Source organism: Phyllobacterium sp. UNC302MFCol5.2, assembly GCF_000686005.1.
Classification (GTDB): Bacteria; Pseudomonadota; Alphaproteobacteria; order Rhizobiales; family Rhizobiaceae; genus Phyllobacterium; species Phyllobacterium pellucidum.
The window spans coordinates 1-23,366 of record NZ_JMLL01000001.1 but is presented as its reverse complement, the minus strand read 5'-3'; the positions used below and the strand labels follow the sequence as shown (position 1 = coordinate 23,366).

The window sequence follows — 23,366 nt, the reverse complement described above, 5'->3', positions numbered from 1 at the left end:
CAATTCCATGCCAAATCGCCATGGACATCGTTTTGAGTTTCTGCTAATGCCGACCGCAGTTTGCGATGGATGACCGTCGCGAAGTCCGGTTTGTTGTCCCATGATCTTCGGTCGGGGATCGGTGGCCAGGCTCAGTGAAATCTAAGAGATACAGGATAAAACGTGCAGGTACTCGTACGCGAAAACAATGTTGATCAGGCTCTCCGCGTTCTCAAGAAGAAGATGCAGCGCGAAGGCATGTTCCGCGAAATGAAGATGCATGATCACTACGAGAAGCCGTCGATCAAGCGCGCTCGCCAGAAGGCGGAAGCAATCAGCCGCGCTCGCAAGCTTGCCCGCAAGCAGGCACAGCGCGAGGGTCTTCTGCCGATGCCGGCACGCAAGGCGCCGGTTCGCGCCGCTGCGGCTCGTTGATCAGCGGTTTATCGACGCTTTTAACCCGATATCGGGGTGGAGTGGCTTCACGCCGCGCCGCCCTTTTTTCGTTTGGTGCCATCGGAGCAAAAGAGCTTGCACGGCTCTGAGTTGTACGGGACACATAGACAATGACATATTCATTTGAACGCGCCGCATACGGCAAATTTCCCTCGGTACGCTATGCCGGATTGTTGATCGCGTCGATCTCCGCGCTCGGCCTTGCCGCATGCCAGAGCACTTCGACCACCGACATGACCGGGATCGACAAGGCACAAGGATCGACCGAGAACATCAGTTCTTTGAATGATGTCATCCGCAACAATCCGAAGGATCCCGAGGCATACAATGTCCGCGGTTCCGCCTATGGCCGCGCCGGCAAGAACAATGACGCGATCAAGGATTTCAACGTCGCGCTTCAGTTGAACCCGAACTTCTACCAGGCCTATTCGAACCGCGCGCTCGTCTATCGCAACATGGGCAACTCCGCCCAGGCGATTGCCGACTACAGCCGGGCAATCCAGATCAACCCGCAATATGATGCTGCCTATATCGGGCGCGGCAACCTCTACCGCCAGGCGGGCCAGCTCGACCAGGCGATGAACGATTTCAACCAGGCGATCCAGCTCAGCACCACGGATGCCCGCGCCTACCACAATCGTGGTCTCATCTATCAGGCGCGCAACCAGCACAAGCAGGCCATCGAGGACTTCTCTACGGCGATCTCGCTGCAGCCCGATGCTGCGGAGCCTTATAATGGCCGTGGCATTTCCTATGTGGCGCTCGGCGATGACGACAACGCCTTCGACGATTTCAATACGGCGATTAAACTCGACGGCACGATTGCCGAGGGCTGGGCCAACCAGGCCCTAATCTACGAGCATCGCGGCGACAAGGCCCGCGCCGCCAAGTCCTACGCCCGCGCCGTTCAGCTTGACCCCAAGTACAAGCCTGCTGTCGACGGTCTGGCGCGCACGCGCAAGTCCTGATGCGATAGATGGGCAAGAGCGTCGTTGTCGTTTTTGCTCACCCTTTGAAAGACAGCCTTTGCGCGCACCTTGCTTCGCTCATAACCGCCAGGCTCGATGAGGCCGGTCACAGTATCACCTTCGCCGATCTCTATGAGCGCGGCTTCGACCCCCGCCTCACGGCAAATGAGCGCAAGGCCTATTACGCGGATGCTTATGACAGAAGCGCCGTGGCCCTCCATGCAGAAGACCTCGTCCGCGCCGACATTCTGATCCTTGTCTTTCCGACATGGTGGTTCGGCCTTCCGGCGATTCTCAAGGGTTGGATCGACCGGCTCTTTGTGCCGGGTGTTGCCTATGACCATGCCCCTGATTTTGGCCGTATGATTCCGCGGCTCACCAGGCTCAAGTCTTGCCTTGCCGTCACTACGCTCGGCTCGCCCTGGTGGATCGATTGGTTCGTGATGTTCCGTCCGGTCCGCCGCATACTTTCGCGCGCCATCATCGGCACATGCGCGCCGCAAGCGCGGTTCTCCATGCTCTCGCTCTACAACACCGAACAATTGTCAGCGGAACGGTTGGCGGCCTTTGAGCGTCGGCTCGGGCGGAAATTGGAACGCCTGATCTAACAAAAAGCCCGCCGATGGGCGGGCCTTTGCCTCATTCGCGAAACACAAGTTCAGTGGTCCAGCGCCTTGACGATATTCTCTACCATCTTCTTGGCATCGGCAAAGAGCATCATGGTGTTGTCGCGGAAGAACAATTCGTTCTCGACGCCCGCATAGCCGGAGCCCATGCCGCGCTTGATGAAAAGCACCGTCCCCGCCTTGTCGACATCAAGGATCGGCATGCCGAAGATCGGCGATTTAGGATCGGTCTTTGCCGCCGGGTTGGTGACGTCGTTGGCGCCGATGACGAAGGCGACGTCGGCCTGTGCAAACTCCGAATTGATGTCTTCGAGCTCGAAGACCTCGTCGTAAGGCACATTGGCCTCGGCAAGAAGCACGTTCATGTGACCCGGCATGCGCCCAGCGACCGGATGAATGGCGTATTTGATTTCAACGCCTTCTGCCTTCAGCTTGTCGGCCATCTCGCGCAGGGCATGCTGTGCCTGCGCAACGGCCATGCCGTAGCCGGGCACGATGATGACCTTGGAGGCGTTCTTCATGATGAAGGCAGCATCGTCGGCGGAGCCCTGCTTGACCGGGCGCTGTTCGACTTCACCGCCGGCAGCAGTGCTGGTCTCGCCGCCGAAGCCGCCGAGGATGACCGAAATGAACGAACGGTTCATGCCCTTGCACATGATGTAAGACAGGATCGCGCCGGACGACCCAACCAGCGCGCCGGTGATGATCAGAGCGAGGTTGCCGAGCGTAAAGCCGATGCCCGCTGCCGCCCAGCCGGAATAGGAATTCAGCATCGAGACAACGACAGGCATGTCCGCGCCGCCGATGGGGATGATGATCAGGCCACCGAGAACCAGCGACAGGATGACAATCAGCCAGAAGATCGCATGGCTCTCGGTCAGGACCAGTGCGATCACCAGGAGCACTATGGCAGCAAGAAGAGCAATGTTGAGCACATGGCGCCCAGGCAGCATGATTGGCTTGCCCGACATGCGGCCGTCAAGTTTCAGGAAGGCGATAATCGAGCCGGTGAAGGTGATCGCGCCAATGGCGACGCCGAGCGACATTTCCACGAGCGCTTGACCATGGATGCTGCCGACTTCGCCTATCCCGAAGGAGTCGGGCGAATAGATCGCGGCCGCGGCAACCATGACCGCAGCCAGACCGACGAGTGAGTGGAACGCGGCAACAAGCTGCGGCATTGCCGTCATGGCGATACGCCTGGCAATGTACGCGCCGGCAGCGCCGCCGATGGCAAGACCGAGGACGATCAGGCCGAGGCCCTTGAAGCTAGGCTCGGCAAGCGCCAGCGTTGTCGCGATGGAAATGCCCATGCCCGTCATGCCGTAGTAGTTGCCCTGTCGGCTGGTCGTCGGATGCGAAAGGCCGCGCAGCGCGAGGATGAAGAGCACGCCGGAGACGAGATAAAGGAAAGTTGCGATATTCACATTCATGCTCACTTTTCCTTCTTCTTGTACATGGCGAGCATGCGGTGGGTGACGAGGAAGCCCCCGAAGATATTGACGCTGACGAGGACGAGCGCGATGAAACCGAAGCCGGTCGCAAAGCCGCTCGCCGACAGTCCGACCGCCAAGAGCGCGCCGACGACAATGACGGAGGAGATCGCGTTGGTAACGGCCATGAGCGGCGTGTGCAGTGCCGGCGTCACCGACCAGACAACGTAGTAACCGACAAAGATCGACAGGACGAAAATTGCGAGGCGGAAGACGAACGGATCGACCACTCCGCCTGAAACGGCGTGAGCCGCGGCGCCAGCGGCTTCCGGCATGTTTTCGGCAGCCTGACGGACGATCTCGGTGGCCTGGTTCAGGGTCTCGAGGGCCTTTTCGAGTGTAGCATCAGCCATCATGCCTCTCCTTCAGTCTTTGGCGCCGCCTTGGATGCAGCAGCCTTTTTCGGCGCGGCTTTCTTGGCGGCCGGTTTCACTGCGGCGTCTTTTAGAGCGGCAGGCTTGGCCGGCGCGGCCTTCTTGGCGACAGGCCTGGCAGCCGGCGTCTCGGCAGGGGCAGCAACAGCCGCAGCGGCCTGGGCAAAGTTCGGGTGAACCACCTTGCCGTCATGGGTCAACATGGTCGCCTTGACGAGCTCGTCGTCGAAATTGATTTTCAGCACCTTCGCTTCCTTGTCGACCAGCGTCTCGACAAAAGCGACGAGGTTCTTCGCGTAGAGCTGCGAGGCAGTCGCCGCAATACGGCCCGGGACGTTGAGATGTCCAACGATCTTGACCCCATCGATCTCGGTGATCTTGCCAGCCACCGCGCCTTCGACGTTGCCGCCGCGCTCGACCGCAAGATCGATCAGAACCGAACCCGGACGCATGCGCGCATACATTTCGCGTGTCACCAGCCTCGGCGCCGGACGACCCGGGATAAGCGCCGTCGTGATGACGATATCCTGCTTGGCAATGTGGTCATTGACCAGCGCCGCCTGCTTTGCCTGATATTCCTTCGACATTTCCTTTGCGTAGCCGCCAGCGGTCTCGGCAGCCTTGAACTCCTCGTCCTCGACAGCGAGAAATTTGGCGCCAAGCGATGCGACCTGCTCCTTGACCGCAGGACGGACGTCCGTGGCGGTTACCACAGCTCCAAGGCGGCGCGCAGTTGCGATAGCTTGCAGGCCAGCGACGCCGACACCCATGACGAAGACTTTCGCGGCCGGCACCGTGCCTGCTGCTGTCATCATCATCGGCAAGGCGCGGTCATATTCTTCGGCGGCATCGATGACCGCCTGGTAGCCGGCAAGATTGGCCTGGCTGGAAAGAACGTCCATCACCTGCGCGCGGGTGATGCGCGGCATGAACTCCATGGTGAAGGCGGTAAGCCCGGCATCGGCGAGTTCCTTGACGGCGCTGTCATTGCCGTAAGGATCGAGCATGGCGATGACGACTGCGCCTTTCTTGTAGGATTTGAGCTCAGGGGAAGCGGGTCGGCGCACCTTGAGGACAATGTCGGCGTCCTTGACGTCCGCGGCCTTGCCGATACTTGCGCCGGCGCCCGTAAACTCTGCGTCAGGAATGCGCGACGCGGTTCCGGCACCCGTTTCGACAACGACGTTGAAGCCAAGGCCAATAAGCCGCTTTACCGTCTCCGGCGAGCCACCGACACGCGCCTCATTGGCATCGGTCTCTTTCGGTATGAATAGTGTCTGAGCCAAGCTCTTCACCCCCCAAAGCAAGTTTTCACTACAAGGCAGTGGCCTTTCGGACCAGCGCGCCTTCCCGCTTGTAACGATTGGCAGTCTTAAAGACCCGCCCGGTCAAGATCGAGCGGGCTTTGGACGGGCGTCCAGGCTCTTGAGAACCAGCGCGCCCTAAAGGAGGAACCAGGCAGCTCCGCAAATAACAAAGAAAAGAACCAGAGCAGAAAAGAATCCCCCGGCGAAAAAGCCGAAAGCCATGGCAACGACCAGCGCTATGCAGGAAACGAAGCCCCATTTCGAAAGCGAGAGAAAAAGATTGTAGGTCTTCTCATGCTCCGCATAGTCCATGGGCGCGCCCAGTTCTGCAGGCGTGGTGTCGTGATGTTCAGCCATCTTCAAACCTCTTCTAGTCGACGTCGTAAAGGCAATAGCGAAAAGCCGACAACTGCGCAATGCGCAGATCGTCGCTCACCCTGACCTCGATCAATATAAATCAAGAATAGAGTTTCATCGCGGTCGAGCCTAATTAACTAACCGAGAAGATGCGGAAAAAGACCGACAACGCCAATGATGATCAGGTAGAGCGCAACGACATAGTTCAGCAATCGCGGGGCGATCAATATGACGATGCCGGCGATTAGGGCGACGAGTGGTGCGATGGCGATTTCAGCAATCATTTCGGTATCCTTTGTGTGCGCAAGCTACCAGCTCAGAACAGAGCGCTATTCGAATACAATGATTCTGTCGGTAACGGCCGGGATCGTTTAATTTATATTCAAATTGGCAAACAACCGTTCAGTGAAAGACGTGCGGGCCAGCTTCGTTGCCCACGAGCTTGTGCTCCATCGTCACGTCGAGCAGCTTCACGATGTCATCGGCTGACATCGCAGCACCGTAGAGAAAGCCTTGCACGTGCTCGGCGCCGACGAGTTGATTGACGAGCTCCGATTGCGCGCTCGTCTCGAGCCCTTCGATGGTCACCGACAAGCCGAGTTCATGCGACATGTGGACGATGCCGCGCAAAAGTTTCAGCGATCGTCCCTCTTCAGCGATATCGGCAATGAAAGAACGATCGATCTTGACCTTGTTGACTGGCAAGTTCTTGAGATAGCTCAGGCTGGAATAACCGGTGCCGAAATCGTCGATGGCGACCTGCACGCCGTAACCCTTCAGCTCGGAAAGCACGCTGCCGGTCGTGGCGCGGTCGGTTATGAGCGCTCCCTCCGTAACCTCCACTTCAAGAAGGTGCGGTTCGATCGCGTGCCGTTTCAAGGCGGATTGAATGACGCTGACCGTATTGCGGTTCTGCAGATCATGCGAGGAAAGGTTGACCGAGACGGCGATACGCGAATTCCAATTGCGGCAATCCATCACCGCGCGGTCGATGACGTTGCGGGTCAGATCCGAGATCAGCCCCATTTCTTCTGCGAGCGGGATAAACTCTGCAGGCGATATCGCTCCGAATTCCGGATGGTCCCACCGCGAGAGCGCCTCGCACGCGGTCATGCGCGAGGTGCGGATATTGACGATCGGCTGGTAGGCGACCGAGAGCGTGCCTTCCGCGATGGCCCGGCGAAGATCCGCACGCAACCGCTGCTTCGACCGGAAGGTATGATCCATAGTCTGGACAAAGACCGCCCAGTTCTTCTGGCTATCCTTCTTGGCGACATCGAGCGCCAGATCCGCATTCATGTGCATCACCGAGAGGTCAAACGCATCCACCTCGACGATGGCGACGCCGGCGCGGGCGCCGGTCTGGATATCGTGACCCGAAACACTGTATATGCCGGTAATGGCGGACATGATCCGCTCGACCGTTCCAATCGTTTCCTCATGCGAGCAGGCGGAAAACAGCAGCACGAATTCGTCGCTGCCGAAGCGCGAAAGCAGCGGCCGGTCAGCCTCGACAAGGCTCAGCCGGTCGGCAAAGGCGCGCAACATCTCATCGCCGATGCGATGGCCGAAGGTATCGTTGGTTCGTTTCAGGCCATCGATATCGATCACCATGAGCGCGATCTGCGCGCCCTGCACCATGTCGTCGGCATAAGTCGCGGCGATCTCGGCAAACTGGCTGCGGTTGGGAAGTCCCGTCAGGCTGTCGAAGCGCGCCATGCGGTTGATCTGCGCTTCGGCGTCCGCACGCCGCGTGACATCCTGGATGACGAGCACGGTGCCATGCTCGGGATCGGGCGTCGCCGTGAATTCATAGTGGCGCTTGTTCGGTGATTCAAACGTGTCGCGCTGTTTTGAACCGGACAGGAGATCCTGCATCTTGGTGCGCAAGGATTGCAGTGCATCCTCGGGGAAATAGGAACGCGATTGGGCAAGGCGCAACAAGGTCGCAAGCGACCTCCCTTCGAGCTGAGCCGGAGAATCGAAACCCATCATCTTCGCCGCCTTCATGTTGGCGACGGTTATCGTCTGCTGGCCATCGAACATCAGCAGGCCCTGCGGCATACCATTGAGCGCAGCATCGAAATTGGTGGCGACGCGAGCCAGCTGGCGCTTGCCCAGCAGTGCATCGAAGAGCGAATTGCGAAGACTGCCCGCAACGCCGATATTGCTCCAGAAATATGGAAGGATCAGCAGGGCAAGCAGCCAGTTATAGACGCCACCGAGCAGCACCAAGGTCGCGCAAAGCGGTGCGAGAATTCCAATCGACAGGCCGAGGACGACCATCGGCGAGACGTAATTGCGCGTGACAAGCGCAAGCATCGATCCAGCAACAATGATGACGCTGGTGATCGCGGCGGTCGCATCGGGAAGCATGTAGATGCTGACAAAGCATAGGGCCCCGAGCACCGAACAGCTTGCAAGCGCGCCGAGCAAATAGCGCCATTCCCACCTCTTCAGCGTTGCCGCCGAAGCTGACACAAGATTGGCGCGTTCGAAAGCGCCGGCATTGGCGGTGCGCGCGAGGTCGACCACCAGAAAGGCCAGCGCGAAGGCAAGATAGATCGCATGATGCGTCTTCAAATAGATTGTCGCCGTGGCGAGGATCTGAATGATCGAACTCCACCACGTCGCCTTGCCGTTCGCATATAATGTGCGAACCGCAATCAGCTCGATCGACAAGCCGTCGTTGGCTTCAACTTTCATCAATAGGCCCGCAAAAGTTTGCCCGTACCGGGAATGTCGACGAGGAACGCCAACGATGCCAGCGTTATAAATCGCACTTCCGACTAAATCGTTTAATTCATCTTCTGTCGCCAGAAATTCCCAACAACCGGCAAATAGAATTACCAATTTCTAAAAGAAGATCATCGCTATGCCGGGCATATCGTCGGCGGGGCTGGTTGCTTGTCGGGATTGGGATCGTAGAACGGTCCAACAACAAGTGGCTTGTCGGGCATAAGTGACTGATCGGTGTCCGAGATCATCTTCCGCTCGATGGTCTGAAGCACGACGCCTTTTGCATCTTCGAGCCGCATTGTCACCTGATACTCCCGGTTCGCTTTCACGCATTTGACGGGTGGGCTTTCGACGGTGATCTTGTCCATTGTCGGCCATATATCTTGCCGTACGACAAAGGGATCGCCACCAGCCGGATTTTCGAAAGTGGTCTCCAATGACGAGCCATCGGGAATCTTCCGCAGTTTCGCCAGGGTGAGAAGATAGGTCGCCTCGGCGATACGATAATTGAAGACGAAAATCTTGCCGGAAACGTTGACATAATCGCCCTGACCGCTATCGCGGCATGCCGCCAGCGTAACCGCAAGGGCAAGCAAACAGGTTGCCATCCGGCGCGAGGCATTCTTCGTCCTAGACATGGCCGCTTACCATCTGCTTGGCGTTGCGATCGTAATAGCGGCGCGCCTTGGCCCTGTTGCCGCAGACATTCATGTCGCACCAGCGGCGGCTGCGATTGCGGCTCTCGTCAAAGTAGAGCCAGTGGCAATTCGGGCAGACCTTTATGCGTTCCAGGCGCAAAGGCTCAAACAGACGCACCCCGGAGAGGAATGACGCCGCCGCCAACGATATCTGCCCGCCGTCCCTGGAGGGCCGCGGCAGCGCGAGCGCTTGGTTTCCCGGTTCGTCGCCGACGAGTTTCGACCCGAGGCGCAAGAATTCGGAGAGCGGCGCGGGGCTCAATCCGCCGCCATGCACCGCCGTCCTGAACAGGCGATTTATCGCTTCGCGCATGTCGATGAGGCCTGTGATCTCCCGCTCGGAAAGTGGCGGGCGGAACTCGACGTTTCCCCACTCCCCCTGACGGAAATCCGCCGCCGCCGCAGCAAAGCGCGTAACTTCGGCGGGATCGGAGAAGCGATCGAGCGACCGTTCCGGCGATTCGCGAAAGACGACGGTATTGGCAAGGTCGAGTGCCAATACGCCCCCGCTAAAACGATGTGCATTCCATTCAAAGGTCATCGCCAAATTCTAACTGGTAAAATAGGTTTTGCAAGTTAGAATAAGTTGCAAAAGGCGAGGAGTGATTGACCTATTTCCTGCAGCTCCTGTTGAACGGAATCCACAATGCGGCACTCTACGCGCTGCTTGCCTATGGCTATGTCCTGATCCACGGTCTCACGCACAGAACCGACCTTTCGCTCGGCGCAATCTTTGCCTTTTCCGGGCAGACCTTTATTCTTGTCGCGGCCTTTGCCTGGTCGATCCTCTGGATGACCCTGCCCGCCGCCCTGGCCTTCGGTCTGCTGATCGCTCTCGTCTATGTCATGACCGGCGGCTATGTAATCGCTAGGGTGATTTATGCGCCGCTCGAAGCCGGCACGCGCAACACGATCCTTGTCGCAACCCTTGGCCTCAGCATATTTCTTGCTGAGCTTTCCCGCATCGCTGCCAACACGCGCGATTACTGGCTTCCGCCCATGCTGTCGCAACCCGTGCCGGTCCTTGGCCCGCAGGTGGATATCAGCCTCACCCAGATGCAGGTTCTCAACATCGCTGTGGCGCTCACCGTGATCGCTTGCGGTGAAGCGATCATGCTGCGAACGGCGGCGGGACGTATCTGGCGCGCGGTGAGCGACGAGCCGCAGGCAACTGCCATGTGCGGGATCGATCCGAAGCGAGTGAGAACGCAAGCCATCCTTGCCGCATACGGCATATGTGCGCTAGCGGGATTTCTGGCGGCGCTCTACTACGGCAATATCAGCTTCAATACCGGCATGATCTTCGGATTGAAAATCCTCTTCATCACCGCGGCCGGCGGCTTCTCACGGCCGCTTCATGCTGCGTGCGGCGCAGCCCTTGTCGGCATGGTCGAATCGCTCTGGGGCGGATATTTTTCCGTTCTGTGGCGGGATGTCGCCGTTTTTTCCCTGCTGGTCTTCGTACTCGCCACCCGCATCACGGGCCGGGACGAGGAGCGCATCTAACCCTGCAGGCTGTGACCGCCATCGATGGTAATGACCGTGCCGGTGATATAGCTGCTCGCGTCAGACGCAAGCATGAGCACGGCACCATCGATATCTTGCGGTTCTCCGAGGCGTCGCATGGGATTCTTGCCTTTCAGGAAACCGCGCGCCGGCCCATCCATCAGGTCTTCGTTGAGGCGGGTCGGAAACCAGCCGGGAGCAATCGCATTAACCCTGATTCCATGTGCCGCCCATTCAAGCGCCATCGAGCGGGTCATCACAGAAGCGGCGGCCTTCGACATGGCGTAGGCGGTGGAACCCTTGATGGGGGTGTCGGCAAGAATGCTCAAGAGGTTGACGATGGAGCCGCCGACGCCTTTGGCGATCATCCGCTTGGCGGCCTCCTGAGCGACGAAGAACGCGCCTTCGGCATTGACCTCGAGAATGCGGCGCAACTGGTCGCGGGTCGTGTCTATCGCCCGGATGATCTCGGCAACCCCGGCATTGTTGAACAGGACCGTCACAGTGCCCTTCCAGCTTTCAGCCTCATCGAATGCACGTTCGATATCGGACGCTTTCGTGACGTCCCCGACAATGCTGAGGATTCTGGGATTGCATGAACCTTCCGGGACCGCCGTTCGCGAGATTGAAACAACATTTGCGCCGTTGGCCGCAAGGACTTCCACCATACGCAGCCCGAGACCGGAGGATCCACCGGTGACCACAATGGTTTTACCTGCAACTGAAAGAGAAGATTCGCCTGCCATTCGCCCTTTTACCAGTAAGTCCTGCATCATGTGTCCAGCAACTGTTAGACCGCGGCTCGACACATGACAACTGCTGAACGTTATACCACCCGGCGCTGCACCTGCGGCCTATCGTATCCCTTTATGAACTAATCAATTCTGTTGATGGTTTCAGATCGTGCTGTTACCAGTGCGCGAAGATGTTCTTATAGGCAAGGCTGGGAGGGCCACCGCGGAGAGCGGGGTGTATTGCCGGCTATCTGAATGAATTGGGAGGACGCCAATGCCGGCTTTGCTCGCGATTTCGCGAACGATCGATCGTATCAATGAACTCGTCGGGCGCGCCGTCGCCTGGCTGATCTTCCTGGCGGTCGTCGTCAGCGCCGGCAATGCGATCATTCGCAAGGCGTTCAACGTTTCGTCGAACTCCTGGCTCGAACTGCAATGGTATCTCTTCGGCGGCGCCTTCATGCTTGCCGCCGCCTATACGCTGCAGCAGAACGAGCATATCCGCATCGATATCGTCTACGGCGCATTTTCGAGGCGCGTCCAGCATTGGATCGATCTTCTCGGGCACCTCTTCTTCCTGATGCCGTTCGTCATTCTGATGATCTTCTATTTCGTCCCCTATGTGCGGCTCTCCTTCAACAGCGGCGAAGTCTCATCAAGCGCCGGCGGCCTCATTCTGTGGCCTGCCAAGCTCATTCTTCTCGCTGGGTTCGTACTCCTCGGCTTCCAGGGCGTCTCCGAAATCATCAAGAAAATCGCGGTAATACGCGGCGACATGCCCGACCCTAACCCACCCGTTTCGATGGAGGAAATCGCGGAACAGGAAGTGGCGACGATTGCGGGAGCGCGCAATGATTGAATTTATCGCCCAGAACATGGCGCCGATCATGTTCGCTTCGCTGATCATCTTCCTGTTGATTGGCTATCCCGTCGCGTTTGCCCTCGCCGCAAATGGCCTTTTGTTCTTCTTCGTCGGGGTCGAACTTGCGCCGCTGTCGAACGGCAGCATCACGCTCTCCTGGCCGTTGCTCTATGCCCTACCTGACCGGTTTTGGGGACAGATGTCCAATGAGACCCTGCTCGCCATTCCATTCTTCACCTTCATGGGCATCATTCTTGAGCGGTCCGGCATGGCCGAGGACCTTCTCGACACCATCGGCCAGCTCTTCGGACCCATTCGCGGCGGTCTCGCCTATGCCGTCATTTTCGTCGGCGCGCTGCTCGCGGCAACAACCGGTGTTGTCGCGGCCTCAGTCATCGCGATGGGCTTGATCTCGCTCCCCATCATGATGCGGTACGGCTACGACAGGCGTGTCGCCTCGGGCGTCATCGCCGCATCCGGAACCCTGGCGCAGATCATTCCGCCTTCACTCGTGCTCATCGTCCTTGCCGACCAGCTCGGGCGCTCGGTGGGCGACATGTATCATGGCGCGATTATTCCTGGTCTCGTGCTGACCGGGCTCTACATGCTTTACATCCTTGCCATGACCTTCCTGAGGCGCGATTCGATGCCGGCCCTGCCCAAGGAAGCGCGCACGCTCGGCTCCGGCGTCACATCGCTGATTGTCGCCCTCGTCATTGCCGGGGCCATCGCCTATGGCGCGCATAAGATGCTCGCGCAAAGTGCCGGTGCGAACGCGGATATTTGGGGCGGCACCATCGCCATCATTGCCATCTATCTCTATGCGCTCGCCGACCGGGCGTTCGGCATGAACACGATGTCGCGGCTTGCACAGCAGGTGATCATAGTCCTCATACCGCCGCTCGCCCTGATCTTCCTAGTGCTCGGCACCATTTTCCTGGGCATCGCTACGCCGACCGAAGGCGGCGCGATGGGCGCTGTCGGTGCACTGGTGATGGCTGCCTCCAAGGGCCGCCTCAACATGACCGTGATCAACCAGGCGCTGGCATCGACAACGCGGCTTTCATCCTTCGTCATGTTCATCCTCCTCGGCGCACGCGTGTTCTCGCTTACCTTCTACGGCGTGAACGGGCACGTCTGGGTGGAACACCTCCTGGTCTCCCTCCCGGGGGGCGAAGTCGGCTTTCTGATTGCCGTCAACCTGCTTGTCTTCTTCCTCGCGTTCTTCCTCGATTTCTTTGAGCTCGCCTTCATCATCGTGCCACTCCTGGCACCTGCCGCAGACAAGCTTGGAATCGACCTGATCTGGTTCGGCGTCCTCCTTGGCATCAATATGCAGACGAGCTTCATGCACCCTCCCTTCGGCTTCGCGCTCTTTTATTTGCGCTCGGTTGCGGCAAAGGTGCCCTATCTCGACAAGATTACCGGCAAGAAGATCCAGCCGATCACCACGGGGCAAATCTACTGGGGCGCCGTGCCGTTCGTCGGCATCCAGGTGCTGATGGTGGCGCTTACCATCATGTTCCCGCAAATGGTCATGCACTACAAAGGCACCGGCCCGGTCGTCGACCCGTCGCAGATCAAGATCGAGGTTCCGGGTTTTGGCGGCGACAACGGGCTCGGCAACGGATTGGGTGGAGGCGGACTTGGCAACGGCCTCGGTGGCCCCGCCAACGATCTGAGTTCACCGCCGCCTTTAGGTGGGCCTGCGCCAAATCCGGCAGCGCCTGGGCAACCGGCCGCCCCGGCGCAGCCGCCGGTGCCTGACCTCAGCCAGCCACCGAAGATGTGACGGCAACAAAAAACCCCGGGGACCGCAAGGTTCCCGGGGTTTTGCTTTTGGCTGTATTCAGCGCCTAAAGCTTGCCGTTGCGCTGCTGGATCATCATGAACGTATCGAAGGAATATTCCGCGACCTGCGCATAGAGGAAGTGCTCGTTGCGGAACGCCTTGATCGAATCCCAGATCTTCTTGAACTCGGGGTTTGTGGCTTCCATCTCGCCGTAGACGCCGTTGGCCGCTTCGAAGCAGGCGCTCATGATCTCCGGGCTGAACGGACGCAGTTGCGCGCCGCTCGCGACGAGGCGCTTGATCGCCGCCGGATTTAGCGAATCGTACTTCTGCAGCATGTCGGCATCGGTGGCCTGCGCTGCCGTGCGGAAGAGAGACTGGTAAGCAGGCGGAAGCGAATCCCACTTCGCCTTGTTGACCATGAAGCTGACCGTCGGACCGCCTTCCCACCAGCCGGGATAGTAGTAGAACGGCGCAACCTTCTGGAAGCCCAGCTTCTCGTCGTCGTAGGGTCCGACCCATTCGGCAGCGTCGATCGTGCCCTTTTCCAGCGATGGATAGATGTCGCCGCCGGCGATCTGCTGCGGCACGACACCGAGCTTTTCGAGCACCTTGCCGGCAAACCCGCCGACCCGCATCTTGACGCCCTTGAGGTCTTCGACCGTCTTGATTTCCTTGCGGAACCAGCCGCCCATCTGCACGCCGGTATTGCCGCCGGGATAGACCTGCAGGCCCTGCTTGTTGAAGAACTCGTTGAGGAGATCGATACCGCCCAAATGATACTGCCAGGCATTCATGCCCCGCGCATTCAGCGCAAACGGAACGGCAGCGCCGAGCGCCCAGGTGGGGTCCTTGCCCCAGTAATAGTACGCGACCGTATGGCAAAGCTCGACAGTACCGGCTGCCGCCGCGTCAGCAGCCTGCAGGCCCGGCACGATTTCACCGGCCGCAAATGGCTGGATTACGAAATTCCCGTCCGTGGCTTCCTTCAGGTACTTCGAGAGCACTTCCGCGCCGCCATAGATCGTATCCAGCGATTTCGGAAATGACGACGCGCACCGCCATGTGATTTTCGGTAGCGACTGCGCAATCGCGGGCGCAGCAAGCGTCGTAGCTGCGGCCGCGCCGACACCGGCAAATCCAGCCTTTGTGATAAATGAACGACGATCCATAAAATCTCCTCCAAACAATTGATCTGGACCATTCTCCCGATCCCGCGATCACCATACACACTCACTATTTCAAGTCCAGCGGGTGAACCGACAAAGCCGCACCGGCATTAAGTGGATTGATATTGTTGCAGGATTCTCGTCGCAATTCCGATTCCGGCGCGAATGTCGCGGCGCCTCTCCGGCCATTGGAAACGCTGGGGAATTGCACTAAATAGAGGGAACAATCTTTGCGGGAGCACCTTCATGCGGCAACCCCTCGTCGCCATAACATCCGATGTACGCGCTTTCGAAAACTATACCTGGCACGCAGCGCCCGATCAGTACCTGATGGCTGCCTATGATGCCGCTGGCGTTATTCCGCTCATCGTCCCTTCCTTTGGGGATGGGCTTGATATCGACGCTATTCTCGACGGGGTCGACGGGGTGCTGATTACGGGCTCCAAGTCCAATGTTCATCCCGCGCTCTATGGAGCCGAGCCCAGCCCGGCGCACGAGCCCTACGATCCGGCACGCGACGCGACTTCCCTACCCCTCATTCGGCGCGCCATCGAGCGCGGCATTCCGCTTCTCGCCATCTGCCGTGGCATTCAGGAACTGAACGTCGCGCTCGGTGGAACGCTCGCCACGGAAATTCAGGAACTCGACGGCCGCATGGACCATCGCGCCCCGCAGTCGGATCAGCAGGCAGAACGCTTTGCCATTCGTCATCCGATACGCATTAAACCCGGCTCCTGTCTTGCCGGCGTCATGAACAGCGATTCGATCAAGGTCAATTCGGTCCACCGCCAGGCCATCGAGAAGCCAGCGCCCGCGCTCGAGATCGAAGCCGTTGCCGAAGATGGCACGATCGAAGCCGTATCGGTGAAGACCGCCCGCAACTTCGCCGTCGGCGTGCAATGGCATCCGGAATACTGGGTGAAGACCGATTCGCCGTCGCGCAAGATTTTCGCCGCTTTCGGCGATGCGGCGCGCGCGCACAAGGCGAGCCGCGAGCGGCTGCACGCAGCCGAATAATTATCTAGTACGTCAACACGCCTTCGGTGGACATCGAAAGGACGACGGAGCGCGGTTCGATGCTGATATAGGCAAGCCCATCACCCGGGCTGAAGGCGACGATGGTTCGGCCCGTATCATCGGCAAGGTCAATCGTCCCGTCCTCATTATTGTGCCAGGTCCTGGCTTGCGCGAGCGGCGGATAGAGCCCGGCGCAGCCCTGCTCGATCGTCAGCGCATTGTGGCCGGGAAGACCGTTCTCAGCGGGAAAAGCCTTGCATTTCGCACTGCCGCCCGGGCCGCTGATGACGAATGTCGGCACATCGAGAATATCGTTCTGTCTCGGCTCTTCGCTGGTGATCGACGCGGTGGTCACCGTATCGACATTCGTTTCCCCACCTGACGTGTAGGTGGCGAAATCAAGAAACATGGCAATGACTGCAACTGCGCTCACAAGGGCGAGCAAGACCGTGTTGGCGGGTTTCATGCCAAGCTCCACAGGGATCACTCTTTCGAAAACCCTAGTCCCGTAGCGTTAATGAACCGTGAACCATCGGCGCAGCACGCACTTCAGCGCTCTTTCGGCTTCGAGGTGGATTGGCGGATGCGCAGTTCCGGCTTGATCAATTCCTGGCGCGCATGGGTGTCGGCACCATTGAGCTGATCGAGAAGCGCCCTCGCTGCGCGCTGGCCGACTTCGCGCTGGCCGTTCCAGACCGTGGTGAGCGCCGGCGTCGCAATCGCCGCTTCCTCGAGATCATCATATCCGGTGACAGAGATGTCGACGCCTGCGACGAGGCCGGCGCGGGCGATGCCGTTCATCATGCCGATCGCAGCAAGGTCGTTCCAGCAGACGGCCGCCGTCGGATGGTCCTTTAAGGCAAGGAATTGCGGCGCCGCATCGAAGCCGGCCTGCTTCGTGCGTGGTCCCGGAATTCGCCACTCGGGCTTTACCTCGAGGCCGGCCTTCTGCATGGCCTGGAGATAGCCTTCGTAGCGATCGCGGCCCGTCGACGTCTGGTCCGTTCCGCCGACCATGGCGATGCGCGTATGGCCGAGTGAAATGAGATGGTTGGTGGCAAGCCCGATGCCGTAGGCGTCGTCACCGCGGAAAACCGGGACATTTGCATCCTTGACGCTGCGGGCGATCAGGACTACCGGCAGGCCATTGTCTTCCGCCATGCGGATATCTTCAGCGGGCGTTCCGATCGCGGGCGACATGATGACACCATCGCCGCCAAGCTGCAGAACCGTATCGATGAAGGTGCGCTGCTTGTCCAATTGGTCGTAGTGATTGGAAAGGATGAATGTTTGTCCGGATCGGTCGAGTTCACCTTCGATGGCGCGCAGGATCTCGGCAAAGAAAGGGTTCATGATGTCATGGACGACCACGCCGACAATGCCGGATCGCGACGTGCGCAGGCTTGCCGCCCTCCGGTTGTAAATGTAGCCGATCGTTCGGGCGTGTTCCTTGATCTTCTCGCGCGTCTGATCGGCGACGAGAGGACTATCGCGCAGGGCCAGCGAAACGGTCGCAGTGGACACTTTCAGCGCGTCGGCAATCGTCGATAGTTTGATCTTTTGCGCCAAAAACCGCCTCCCTCAGTGTCGTCCGACAAATGTAATCTTTACACGGCGTTATGCCACCGCAACCGAATAAATCAAAGTTCTTTCGTTCGGGATACGGTCAGCCATTCTTGCGCTCCTGGCGGGATTTTGCGACCGCTCGCAACTGCCGCTCGCGGTGTACGACGTAAAGGCCGCTCCCTATGATGATCACGGCTCCGCACAGTGTGTAGGCATCCGGAAACTGGCCGAAGATGAAATAGCCGAAACCCAGCATCCAGATGATCTGTAGAAACGGATAGGGAGCGAGCGCCGCCGTTGTTGCGCGCTTATAAGCGAGAATGATGAGGAAATGACCAAGTCCGCCAAAAAAGCCCAGAAGACACAGAAGCAGGATCTGGAACGGCGTTTGCGGAAGGACCGCCTGGGTGATTGCCGGCGACATCAGGATCGCCGGCGCAAGGGCGGAATAAAAGATAAGGCTTTCCGGCGATTCAGTTGCGGCCATCTTTCTCGTGAGCAGCACATAGAATGAATAGCTCAGCATTGCCGTGATCGAATAAGGCAGGCCTGGATTGATTTCGCCAAATCCCGGACGCGCAATGATCAAAACGCCAATGAAGGCGACGATGATGGCAAGCCAGCGCCGCCAGCCTGCCCATTCTCCAAGGATGGGTCCGGCGAGCGCCGTGATGACCATGGGCGCCGCAAAGGTAATCGTCATCGTTTCGGCCAATTGCATGGTCTGCAGGGCGTAGAAGTTAAAATAGGTCGAACCGAACAGGCAGATGCCGCGCAATATCTGCATCGGCAGGTTGCGCGCCCTGAATATGCCGGGATTGGACCATGGCCGAAAGAAGATCAGGACCAGCAGCGTGTGCTCGACGAACCGCATCCATGAAACGAATGCGGTAGGTACGCCGGACAGCACCAGATATTTGGCGCTGGAGTCGAGACAGGAAAACAGGAACCCGGTTGCAAAAATATAAAGGATCGCAGCTAACGGCGCAGAGTCCTGTGACGTAGAGGGTGTGGAAGACAAGGAAACAAACCAATCAGGCGGGCGGAAGCGAGTCCCATGATAACAAAATAAGCTACTTTGTAACCGCCGATTGCGAAAACTTTCGACGAATAATCACTCGTCGTCAGCGTCCTCATCGTCGTGATCCTCTTCGGCCGCCGTCTGGCGCAGATGCTCGGCTGTCGAGAGATTGACCTCGAGGCGCGAGAGCATCTTGACGAAGGCTTTGCGCTCCTTCTTGTCGAAACCCTTCATCGCATCCTTTTCCGTCTTGCGGATCGATTTTTCGATGGCCTTGATCGCTTCATTGCCGGTTTCGGTCAAGAAAATATGAGCCTGGCGCTGGTCCGTCGTCGAGCCCTGCTTCTTGACGAATCCCTGGGTCTGCAGTCGCGAAATCGTCTTGGTGATCGTCGGCGGGCGCACGCCCAGCCGCTTGGCAAGAATGCTGGGTGAAAGGCCGTCCTCATGCGCAAGTTGCAGCATTACGGCATCCTGCCCCGCATAGAAGCCGTGGCCGAGGAGCCGCATCGCCAATGCCGTCCGCGTCAGGCGCGCGGTCGATTGCAGACGATGAAGAATGAGGGGCTTACGATCCTTGACCATTCAAACTCCTGCTCGCTTTTCAGCGTTGTTCCGTTGATGATAAGACGGCTAGCTCTGTTTGGTGGATGACAGTTAACAGACAAAGTTTATTACGCGGACAGTTACGAAGGAACGAGCAATTTGCTCGCCGAAGAGCGCACGCCATAGTTGACTTATACCCAATATCCGCCCGGCAAAATCGCGTTACAACGCTTATATGACAATCTGATGAAATTTGCCGACGAATTGCTCGTGAAGCAATAATAAGCGCATTGCTTATACGCCGTAAGATGTAGGAGCGGCATTTCCTCCGCTTGCGGATACCGATATGATCAGCCGAAGCGCCCGACAGATGAGCACCTCATGCCGATATCCTCTTCACATATAATCGCCATTTTGCCCCTTGGCGCTCACGAGCAGCATGGTCCGCATCTTCCCTTCGAAACCGATACGCTGATCGCAACCGGATTGGCCGCGCGGCTGAAGGCAGCGCTTCCCAAGACGCTGTCCGTCGAATGGCTGCCGGTCGAGCCCGTTGGGTATTCGATCGAGCATATGGACGTTGCCGGCACGCGGACGCTCGCCTTCGACGAGGCGGTGCATCGCTGGATCGGTATTGGCGAAAAGCTGGCGCAACGCGGTATTCGCAAACTTGTCATCCTCAATGCCCATGGCGGCAATTCGCCCTTGACGACAATCGTTGCGACAGAACTCCGTATCCGTTTCAACATGCTTGCGGTGGCAACGAGCTGGACACGATTTGGGCTGCCGGAGGGATTTATTTCCCCCGACGAGAAGGCCCTGGATATTCACGGCGGTTTCATCGAGACCTCGGTGATGCTGGCGCTTTATCCGCAATATGTGAATATGACCAAGGCGGGAACCTTCGACTCTCGACAGCGGCAATTTACGAAAGACTACAGGCACCTGCGCGCCTACGGCCCGCACGCCTTTGGCTGGAAGATGAGTGATCTCAACCTGCAAGGGGTTGCCGGCGACGCGGCACGCGCAACCGCAGCGGCAGGCGAAGCGATTATCGCCCATAGCGTCAAAGGACTCGTCGAGCTCATTGAGGATGTCGACCGGTTTGATCCGGCTGTTCTTGTCTAAAACCATCAATGCTCAACGCGATTGAAGCAGCCATTCACGCAATTGAAGGCGTTTGGTGTGGCAATATATAATCTTATCACCTATATCGTGGGTCAATCCATCCAAAGAGGCGCACGATGAGTGAAGCTCAAACGACATCCGCTGCCGCGGCAGCAACGGGGCGCGCAGCCCAGATCCCGGTAACCGTATTGACCGGCTATCTTGGCTCCGGCAAGACGACGCTGCTCAATCGCATCCTCAGCGAAGACCATGGCAAGCGTTATGCCGTCATCGTCAATGAGTTCGGTGAAATCGGCATCGACAACGACCTCATCGTCGAATCCGACGAAGAAATCTACGAAATGAACAATGGTTGCATTTGCTGCACGGTTCGCGGCGATTTGATCCGGGTCGTCGAGGGCTTGATGCGCCGTCCGGGCCGGTTCGATGCCATCATCGTCGAGACGACGGGGCTTGCCGATCCGGTGCCGGTGGCGCAGACCTTCTTCATGGACGATGACGTGCGCAGCAAGACCGCGCTTGACGCCGTCGTTGCGCTGGTTGATGCCAAGCATCTGCCGCTGCGTCTGAAGGACAGCCGAGAAGCTGAAGACCAGATCGCCTTCGCCGACGTCGTCCTTCTGAACAAGACCGACCTCGTCTCCGCCGATGAACTTGCAGCCGTCGAAGCGACGGTTCGTGCCATCAACCCGCATGCCGTCATTCATCGTACCGAGCGCGCCGGCATTGACCTTTCCCGTGTGCTTGACCGCGGCGCGTTCGACTTGAAGCGCGCGCTCGAAAGCGATCCCCACTTCCTGGATCATGATCATCCGGACCATGCCTGCGGTCCGGACTGTGATCACCACCATCACGATCATGATCATGATCATGAGCACCACGACCACGACCACGCGCATCATCATCATGATCACGCGTCACCCATCCACGACGTGACCGTCCAGTCGGTTTCGCTGCGCACCGGCGAACTCAACCCCGACAAATTCTTCCCCTGGGTTCAGAAAATCACTCAGGAACAGGGTCCGAACATCCTGCGCCTCAAAGGGATTATGGCCTTTAAGAACGATCCAGAGCGCTATGTTATCCAGGGTGTGCACATGATCATCGAAGGCGACCATCAGCGCGCCTGGAAGGATGGCGAAAAACACGAGAGCCGACTGGTGTTCATCGGCCGTCAACTTGATCATGCCGCCCTTAAGGCTGGCCTTGAAAGCTGCCTCTAGGACAAGACCTTATGCCGACAATTGCACCGCTCGATCTGGCCGGCCATTGCGTCGATGCGCGCTTCATCCGGGACGTTCCATTCTTTGCCCTGGCTGATGGCACGGTCCATCGCCTCGACAATGGTCATAAGACGAGCGAGGTCCACGACGGCCTCCTATGCGCGGTTCTTTCGGCAGATGGTAAGTCACTGCTTACGGGCGGAGAGGACGGCCGGGTTTGTTCGACCGGGCTCGACGGCGAAGCAACAGAACTGAGCAAGCTGCCGCGCAAGTGGATTACCGCGCTCGCTGCCGCGCCCGGTGGAGCGATTGCCTTTGGTTCAGGCCGCTCGGCGTGGGTCCGTTCCGCTGACGGAACATTGCGCGAGTTTGCTCATGAACGCAGCTCCGAGGGCCTCGCTTTCGCACCAAAAGGACTGCGGCTCGCGGTGGCCCGCTATAATGGCGTTACGCTGCACTGGCCGGCGACGAACAGTGCGCCGACGGAACTGGAGTGGAAGGGCGCCCACGTATCCGTGATCTTCTCCCCTGACAACCGGTTTCTGGTCACATCGATGCAGGAGAATGCCTTGCATGGATGGCGGCTCGAAGACAGCCGCCACATGCGCATGACCGGCTATCCGAACAAGGTAAAGAGCTGGTCCTGGAGCGTGAAGGGCAAATGGCTGGCGACGTCGGGTGCGCCCGCTGCCATTGTCTGGCCCTTTGCCGGCAAGGATGGCCCAATGGGCAAGGCGCCGCTGGAACTTGGAACGCGCGGCGACAGTGTCGTCACCGCCGTCGCCTGCCATCCAATTGAGGAGATCGTCGCGATCGGCTATTCGGATGGCATGATCCTTGTTGCCCGCTTCACCGACCAGAAGGAAGTGCTTTTGCGCCGCCCCGGCAAGGGTGCGGTTTCAGCAATGAATTGGGATGCGTCAGGCCATCGGCTGGTCTTCGGTTCGGACGCCGGCGATTGCGGGGTCGTGGATATAACGGCCTGACGGCAGACTGCACATCAAGCGTTCAGTGTTTGAAGCAATTTTCTCGATGCCACCGCAAGAAATGTGGATGCGGTCTTTGACTGACACGTTGTGGAACGATTGCTCGGCCAGTCTTGTTGAAGAGCATCTGGATGCCTTCTGGATCATTCGCCTGTCGCGAGATCAAAATCTCCAGATCATCGGAGAAGGCAATCAGTCCTCGATCGAGCATCCAGTGCACGGTTCCGGAAAGGGCCACGCCATTCGTCAAAATATCTGGTCCGTTGGCTTCGACCGGGCGGATATGCGCCGCGTTGACCATTGATGAGTTTCAGTCCAGTGACCGCGCATCGCTTGTCGTAAGTAACCACGCGTTTCTGCCACCTCTCTCGGCTCGTAATAGATGATCCAGTCACCTACGCACGCCTGGACACGTCCAAGATATTGGCTCGGGAACTGATATCGTTCAGCCGGGCTATCGTCGTAGATCGAATCTGAGCGGTGAATGAAAACCCCGAATCCCATGAAAGTGTTCTAGCACGCTCGACGGTTAAGGCCAGTAGGCCGATGCTGGAGCGGGCGCACCCGCCTTTCTGTGGTTACGGGGACAGTATTTGCACCTCGGGTAGTCTCCCTGCAAGGATTCTCTGGTTCGGTCGGAAAGCCACTCACCTTGAGGTAGTGGCGAGCGTCGCCGCTGTTGGCTTCGATTGAATTTGCCGCTTGAACGCACGCAAGCCCGGGGGATGCCGGGCTTTTGTGTGGGTTGTTGTTTTGTGATGTTGGTTGCGGGGACAGGATTTGAACCTGTGACCTTCAGGTTATGAGCCTGACGAGCTAC

24 protein-coding genes and 1 pseudogene are annotated in these 23,366 nt (G+C 58.6%); 10 read left to right on the top strand and 15 right to left on the bottom strand.

Going from position 1 to position 23,366, the window contains the following annotated elements; genetic code table 11:
* Positions 1-162: 162 nt before the first annotated feature.
* The 3 genes from rpsU to BR48_RS0100115 all read left to right on the top strand — a co-directional run bounded on the left by rpsU (position 163) and on the right by BR48_RS0100115 (position 2,011).
* A complete protein-coding gene (gene rpsU, locus BR48_RS0100125; RefSeq protein ID WP_027229472.1) occupies positions 163-414 on the top strand; it encodes a 30S ribosomal protein S21 in 252 nt (83 codons plus the stop codon).
* A gap of 131 nt (positions 415-545) precedes the next feature.
* Complete coding sequence (locus tag BR48_RS23285) at positions 546-1,403, top strand: tetratricopeptide repeat protein (RefSeq protein WP_051614362.1); 858 nt, start codon at positions 546-548, stop codon at positions 1,401-1,403.
* 8 nt (positions 1,404-1,411) lie between these two features.
* The gene (locus BR48_RS0100115; RefSeq protein WP_027229471.1) at positions 1,412-2,011 is read left to right on the top strand and encodes an NAD(P)H-dependent oxidoreductase; all 600 of its coding nucleotides are present in this window, start codon (positions 1,412-1,414) and stop codon (positions 2,009-2,011) included.
* 50 nt (positions 2,012-2,061) lie between these two features.
* On the opposite strand, the gene BR48_RS0100110 is transcribed toward BR48_RS0100115, so the two are convergent.
* From BR48_RS0100110 to BR48_RS0100075, 8 genes are all read right to left on the bottom strand, one after another.
* Positions 2,062-3,462, bottom strand: coding sequence for an NAD(P)(+) transhydrogenase (Re/Si-specific) subunit beta (locus tag BR48_RS0100110; RefSeq protein ID WP_027229470.1), 1,401 nt, complete (start codon positions 3,460-3,462; stop codon positions 2,062-2,064).
* A gap of 2 nt (positions 3,463-3,464) precedes the next feature.
* A complete protein-coding gene (locus tag BR48_RS0100105) occupies positions 3,465-3,875 on the bottom strand; it encodes an NAD(P) transhydrogenase subunit alpha (protein WP_027229469.1) in 411 nt (136 codons plus the stop codon).
* Entirely contained in the window at positions 3,875-5,182 is a 1,308-nt protein-coding gene (locus BR48_RS0100100; RefSeq protein WP_027229468.1) for a Re/Si-specific NAD(P)(+) transhydrogenase subunit alpha, read from the bottom strand. Before BR48_RS0100100 ends, BR48_RS0100105 begins: the two co-directional genes overlap by 1 nt.
* A 156-nt stretch (positions 5,183-5,338) precedes the next feature.
* Complete coding sequence (locus BR48_RS0100095) at positions 5,339-5,560, bottom strand: aa3-type cytochrome c oxidase subunit IV (RefSeq protein WP_027229467.1); 222 nt, start codon at positions 5,558-5,560, stop codon at positions 5,339-5,341.
* A 137-nt stretch (positions 5,561-5,697) separates the two neighbouring features.
* A complete protein-coding gene (locus tag BR48_RS25630) occupies positions 5,698-5,844 on the bottom strand; it encodes a DUF3096 domain-containing protein (RefSeq protein ID WP_081815702.1) in 147 nt (48 codons plus the stop codon).
* 118 nt (positions 5,845-5,962) lie between these two features.
* The gene (locus BR48_RS23280; RefSeq protein WP_051614360.1) at positions 5,963-8,266 is read right to left on the bottom strand and encodes a GGDEF domain-containing phosphodiesterase; all 2,304 of its coding nucleotides are present in this window, start codon (positions 8,264-8,266) and stop codon (positions 5,963-5,965) included.
* A 167-nt stretch (positions 8,267-8,433) separates the two neighbouring features.
* Positions 8,434-8,937, bottom strand: a complete 504-nt coding sequence (locus BR48_RS0100080) for a hypothetical protein (RefSeq protein WP_027229466.1) — start codon at positions 8,935-8,937, stop codon at positions 8,434-8,436.
* On the bottom strand, positions 8,930-9,538 hold the full coding sequence (locus BR48_RS0100075; protein ID WP_027229465.1) for a CGNR zinc finger domain-containing protein: 609 nt from the start codon (positions 9,536-9,538) through the stop codon (positions 8,930-8,932). Before BR48_RS0100075 ends, BR48_RS0100080 begins: the two co-directional genes overlap by 8 nt.
* Before the next feature lie 65 nt (positions 9,539-9,603).
* Here BR48_RS0100075 and BR48_RS0100070 point away from each other — a divergent pair, with 65 nt between their 5' ends.
* Positions 9,604-10,503 carry a branched-chain amino acid ABC transporter permease gene (locus tag BR48_RS0100070; protein WP_027229464.1) on the top strand — a complete coding sequence of 300 codons (900 nt, stop codon included), beginning with the start codon at positions 9,604-9,606 and terminating at the stop codon, positions 10,501-10,503.
* Here the strand turns inward: BR48_RS0100070 and BR48_RS0100065 are convergent.
* A complete protein-coding gene (locus BR48_RS0100065) occupies positions 10,500-11,249 on the bottom strand; it encodes an SDR family oxidoreductase (RefSeq protein WP_027229463.1) in 750 nt (249 codons plus the stop codon). The two genes, BR48_RS0100070 and BR48_RS0100065, sit on opposite strands and share 4 nt — an antisense overlap.
* A gap of 262 nt (positions 11,250-11,511) precedes the next feature.
* Between BR48_RS0100065 and BR48_RS0100060 the strand changes: the two genes are divergently transcribed.
* Both BR48_RS0100060 and BR48_RS0100055 read left to right on the top strand, forming a co-directional pair.
* Entirely contained in the window at positions 11,512-12,096 is a 585-nt protein-coding gene (locus BR48_RS0100060) for a TRAP transporter small permease subunit (RefSeq protein WP_027229462.1), read from the top strand.
* The gene (locus tag BR48_RS0100055) at positions 12,089-13,891 is read left to right on the top strand and encodes a TRAP transporter large permease subunit (RefSeq protein ID WP_027229461.1); all 1,803 of its coding nucleotides are present in this window, start codon (positions 12,089-12,091) and stop codon (positions 13,889-13,891) included. The genes BR48_RS0100060 and BR48_RS0100055 overlap by 8 nt, the downstream gene beginning before the upstream one ends.
* Positions 13,892-13,955: 64 nt before the next feature.
* On the opposite strand, the gene BR48_RS0100050 is transcribed toward BR48_RS0100055, so the two are convergent.
* Positions 13,956-15,062, bottom strand: coding sequence for a TRAP transporter substrate-binding protein (locus tag BR48_RS0100050; protein ID WP_027229460.1), 1,107 nt, complete (start codon positions 15,060-15,062; stop codon positions 13,956-13,958).
* A 243-nt stretch (positions 15,063-15,305) separates the two neighbouring features.
* On the opposite strand from BR48_RS0100050, the gene BR48_RS0100045 reads away from it, so the two are divergent.
* On the top strand, positions 15,306-16,076 hold the full coding sequence (locus tag BR48_RS0100045) for a gamma-glutamyl-gamma-aminobutyrate hydrolase family protein (protein ID WP_027229459.1): 771 nt from the start codon (positions 15,306-15,308) through the stop codon (positions 16,074-16,076).
* A gap of 4 nt (positions 16,077-16,080) precedes the next feature.
* On the opposite strand, the gene BR48_RS0100040 is transcribed toward BR48_RS0100045, so the two are convergent.
* From BR48_RS0100040 to BR48_RS25625, 4 genes are all read right to left on the bottom strand, one after another.
* Positions 16,081-16,542, bottom strand: coding sequence for a hypothetical protein (locus BR48_RS0100040; RefSeq protein WP_027229458.1), 462 nt, complete (start codon positions 16,540-16,542; stop codon positions 16,081-16,083).
* A gap of 83 nt (positions 16,543-16,625) precedes the next feature.
* On the bottom strand, positions 16,626-17,645 hold the full coding sequence (locus BR48_RS0100035) for a LacI family DNA-binding transcriptional regulator (protein WP_027229457.1): 1,020 nt from the start codon (positions 17,643-17,645) through the stop codon (positions 16,626-16,628).
* Positions 17,646-17,742: 97 nt separating this feature from the next.
* Positions 17,743-18,663, bottom strand: a complete 921-nt coding sequence (locus BR48_RS23275) for a DMT family transporter (protein WP_081815701.1) — start codon at positions 18,661-18,663, stop codon at positions 17,743-17,745.
* A gap of 93 nt (positions 18,664-18,756) precedes the next feature.
* Positions 18,757-19,248, bottom strand: coding sequence for a MarR family transcriptional regulator (locus tag BR48_RS25625; RefSeq protein WP_081815700.1), 492 nt, complete (start codon positions 19,246-19,248; stop codon positions 18,757-18,759).
* A gap of 342 nt (positions 19,249-19,590) precedes the next feature.
* Here BR48_RS25625 and BR48_RS0100020 point away from each other — a divergent pair, with 342 nt between their 5' ends.
* The 3 genes from BR48_RS0100020 (at position 19,591) to BR48_RS0100010 (ending at position 22,546) form a co-directional block, all read left to right on the top strand.
* Positions 19,591-20,337, top strand: a complete 747-nt coding sequence (locus BR48_RS0100020) for a creatininase family protein (RefSeq protein ID WP_027229456.1) — start codon at positions 19,591-19,593, stop codon at positions 20,335-20,337.
* 116 nt (positions 20,338-20,453) lie between these two features.
* Complete coding sequence (locus BR48_RS0100015; RefSeq protein WP_027229455.1) at positions 20,454-21,560, top strand: GTP-binding protein; 1,107 nt, start codon at positions 20,454-20,456, stop codon at positions 21,558-21,560.
* Between the two features lie 11 nt (positions 21,561-21,571).
* Complete coding sequence (locus BR48_RS0100010; RefSeq protein ID WP_027229454.1) at positions 21,572-22,546, top strand: WD40 repeat domain-containing protein; 975 nt, start codon at positions 21,572-21,574, stop codon at positions 22,544-22,546.
* A gap of 22 nt (positions 22,547-22,568) precedes the next feature.
* Here BR48_RS0100010 and BR48_RS23265 read toward each other — a convergent pair.
* A pseudogene (locus BR48_RS23265) lies at positions 22,569-23,050 on the bottom strand (HNH endonuclease).
* Between the last annotated feature and the right edge of the window lie 316 nt (positions 23,051-23,366).

What these genes read in the sequence shown, in the direction of transcription:
- BR48_RS0100095 (WP_027229467.1), bottom strand. Translation starts at nt 5,560, where the DNA reads ATGGCTGAACATCACGACACCACGCCTGCAGAACTGGGCGCGCCCATG.
- BR48_RS0100065 (WP_027229463.1), bottom strand. Translation starts at nt 11,249, where the DNA reads ATGGCAGGCGAATCTTCTCTTTCAGTTGCAGGTAAAACCATTGTGGTC.
- BR48_RS0100060 (WP_027229462.1), top strand. Translation starts at nt 11,512, where the DNA reads ATGCCGGCTTTGCTCGCGATTTCGCGAACGATCGATCGTATCAATGAA.
- BR48_RS0100115 (WP_027229471.1), top strand. Translation starts at nt 1,412, where the DNA reads ATGGGCAAGAGCGTCGTTGTCGTTTTTGCTCACCCTTTGAAAGACAGC.
- BR48_RS0100080 (WP_027229466.1), bottom strand. Translation starts at nt 8,937, where the DNA reads ATGTCTAGGACGAAGAATGCCTCGCGCCGGATGGCAACCTGTTTGCTT.
- BR48_RS0100075 (WP_027229465.1), bottom strand. Translation starts at nt 9,538, where the DNA reads ATGACCTTTGAATGGAATGCACATCGTTTTAGCGGGGGCGTATTGGCA.
- BR48_RS0100045 (WP_027229459.1), top strand. Translation starts at nt 15,306, where the DNA reads ATGCGGCAACCCCTCGTCGCCATAACATCCGATGTACGCGCTTTCGAA.
- BR48_RS0100015 (WP_027229455.1), top strand. Translation starts at nt 20,454, where the DNA reads ATGAGTGAAGCTCAAACGACATCCGCTGCCGCGGCAGCAACGGGGCGC.
- BR48_RS23280 (WP_051614360.1), bottom strand. Translation starts at nt 8,266, where the DNA reads ATGAAAGTTGAAGCCAACGACGGCTTGTCGATCGAGCTGATTGCGGTT.
- BR48_RS0100020 (WP_027229456.1), top strand. Translation starts at nt 19,591, where the DNA reads ATGCCGATATCCTCTTCACATATAATCGCCATTTTGCCCCTTGGCGCT.
- BR48_RS0100040 (WP_027229458.1), bottom strand. Translation starts at nt 16,542, where the DNA reads ATGAAACCCGCCAACACGGTCTTGCTCGCCCTTGTGAGCGCAGTTGCA.
- BR48_RS0100050 (WP_027229460.1), bottom strand. Translation starts at nt 15,062, where the DNA reads ATGGATCGTCGTTCATTTATCACAAAGGCTGGATTTGCCGGTGTCGGC.
- BR48_RS0100055 (WP_027229461.1), top strand. Translation starts at nt 12,089, where the DNA reads ATGATTGAATTTATCGCCCAGAACATGGCGCCGATCATGTTCGCTTCG.
- BR48_RS23285 (WP_051614362.1), top strand. Translation starts at nt 546, where the DNA reads ATGACATATTCATTTGAACGCGCCGCATACGGCAAATTTCCCTCGGTA.
- BR48_RS0100010 (WP_027229454.1), top strand. Translation starts at nt 21,572, where the DNA reads ATGCCGACAATTGCACCGCTCGATCTGGCCGGCCATTGCGTCGATGCG.
- BR48_RS25625 (WP_081815700.1), bottom strand. Translation starts at nt 19,248, where the DNA reads ATGGTCAAGGATCGTAAGCCCCTCATTCTTCATCGTCTGCAATCGACC.
- BR48_RS25630 (WP_081815702.1), bottom strand. Translation starts at nt 5,844, where the DNA reads ATGATTGCTGAAATCGCCATCGCACCACTCGTCGCCCTAATCGCCGGC.
- BR48_RS0100110 (WP_027229470.1), bottom strand. Translation starts at nt 3,462, where the DNA reads ATGAATGTGAATATCGCAACTTTCCTTTATCTCGTCTCCGGCGTGCTC.
- BR48_RS0100105 (WP_027229469.1), bottom strand. Translation starts at nt 3,875, where the DNA reads ATGGCTGATGCTACACTCGAAAAGGCCCTCGAGACCCTGAACCAGGCC.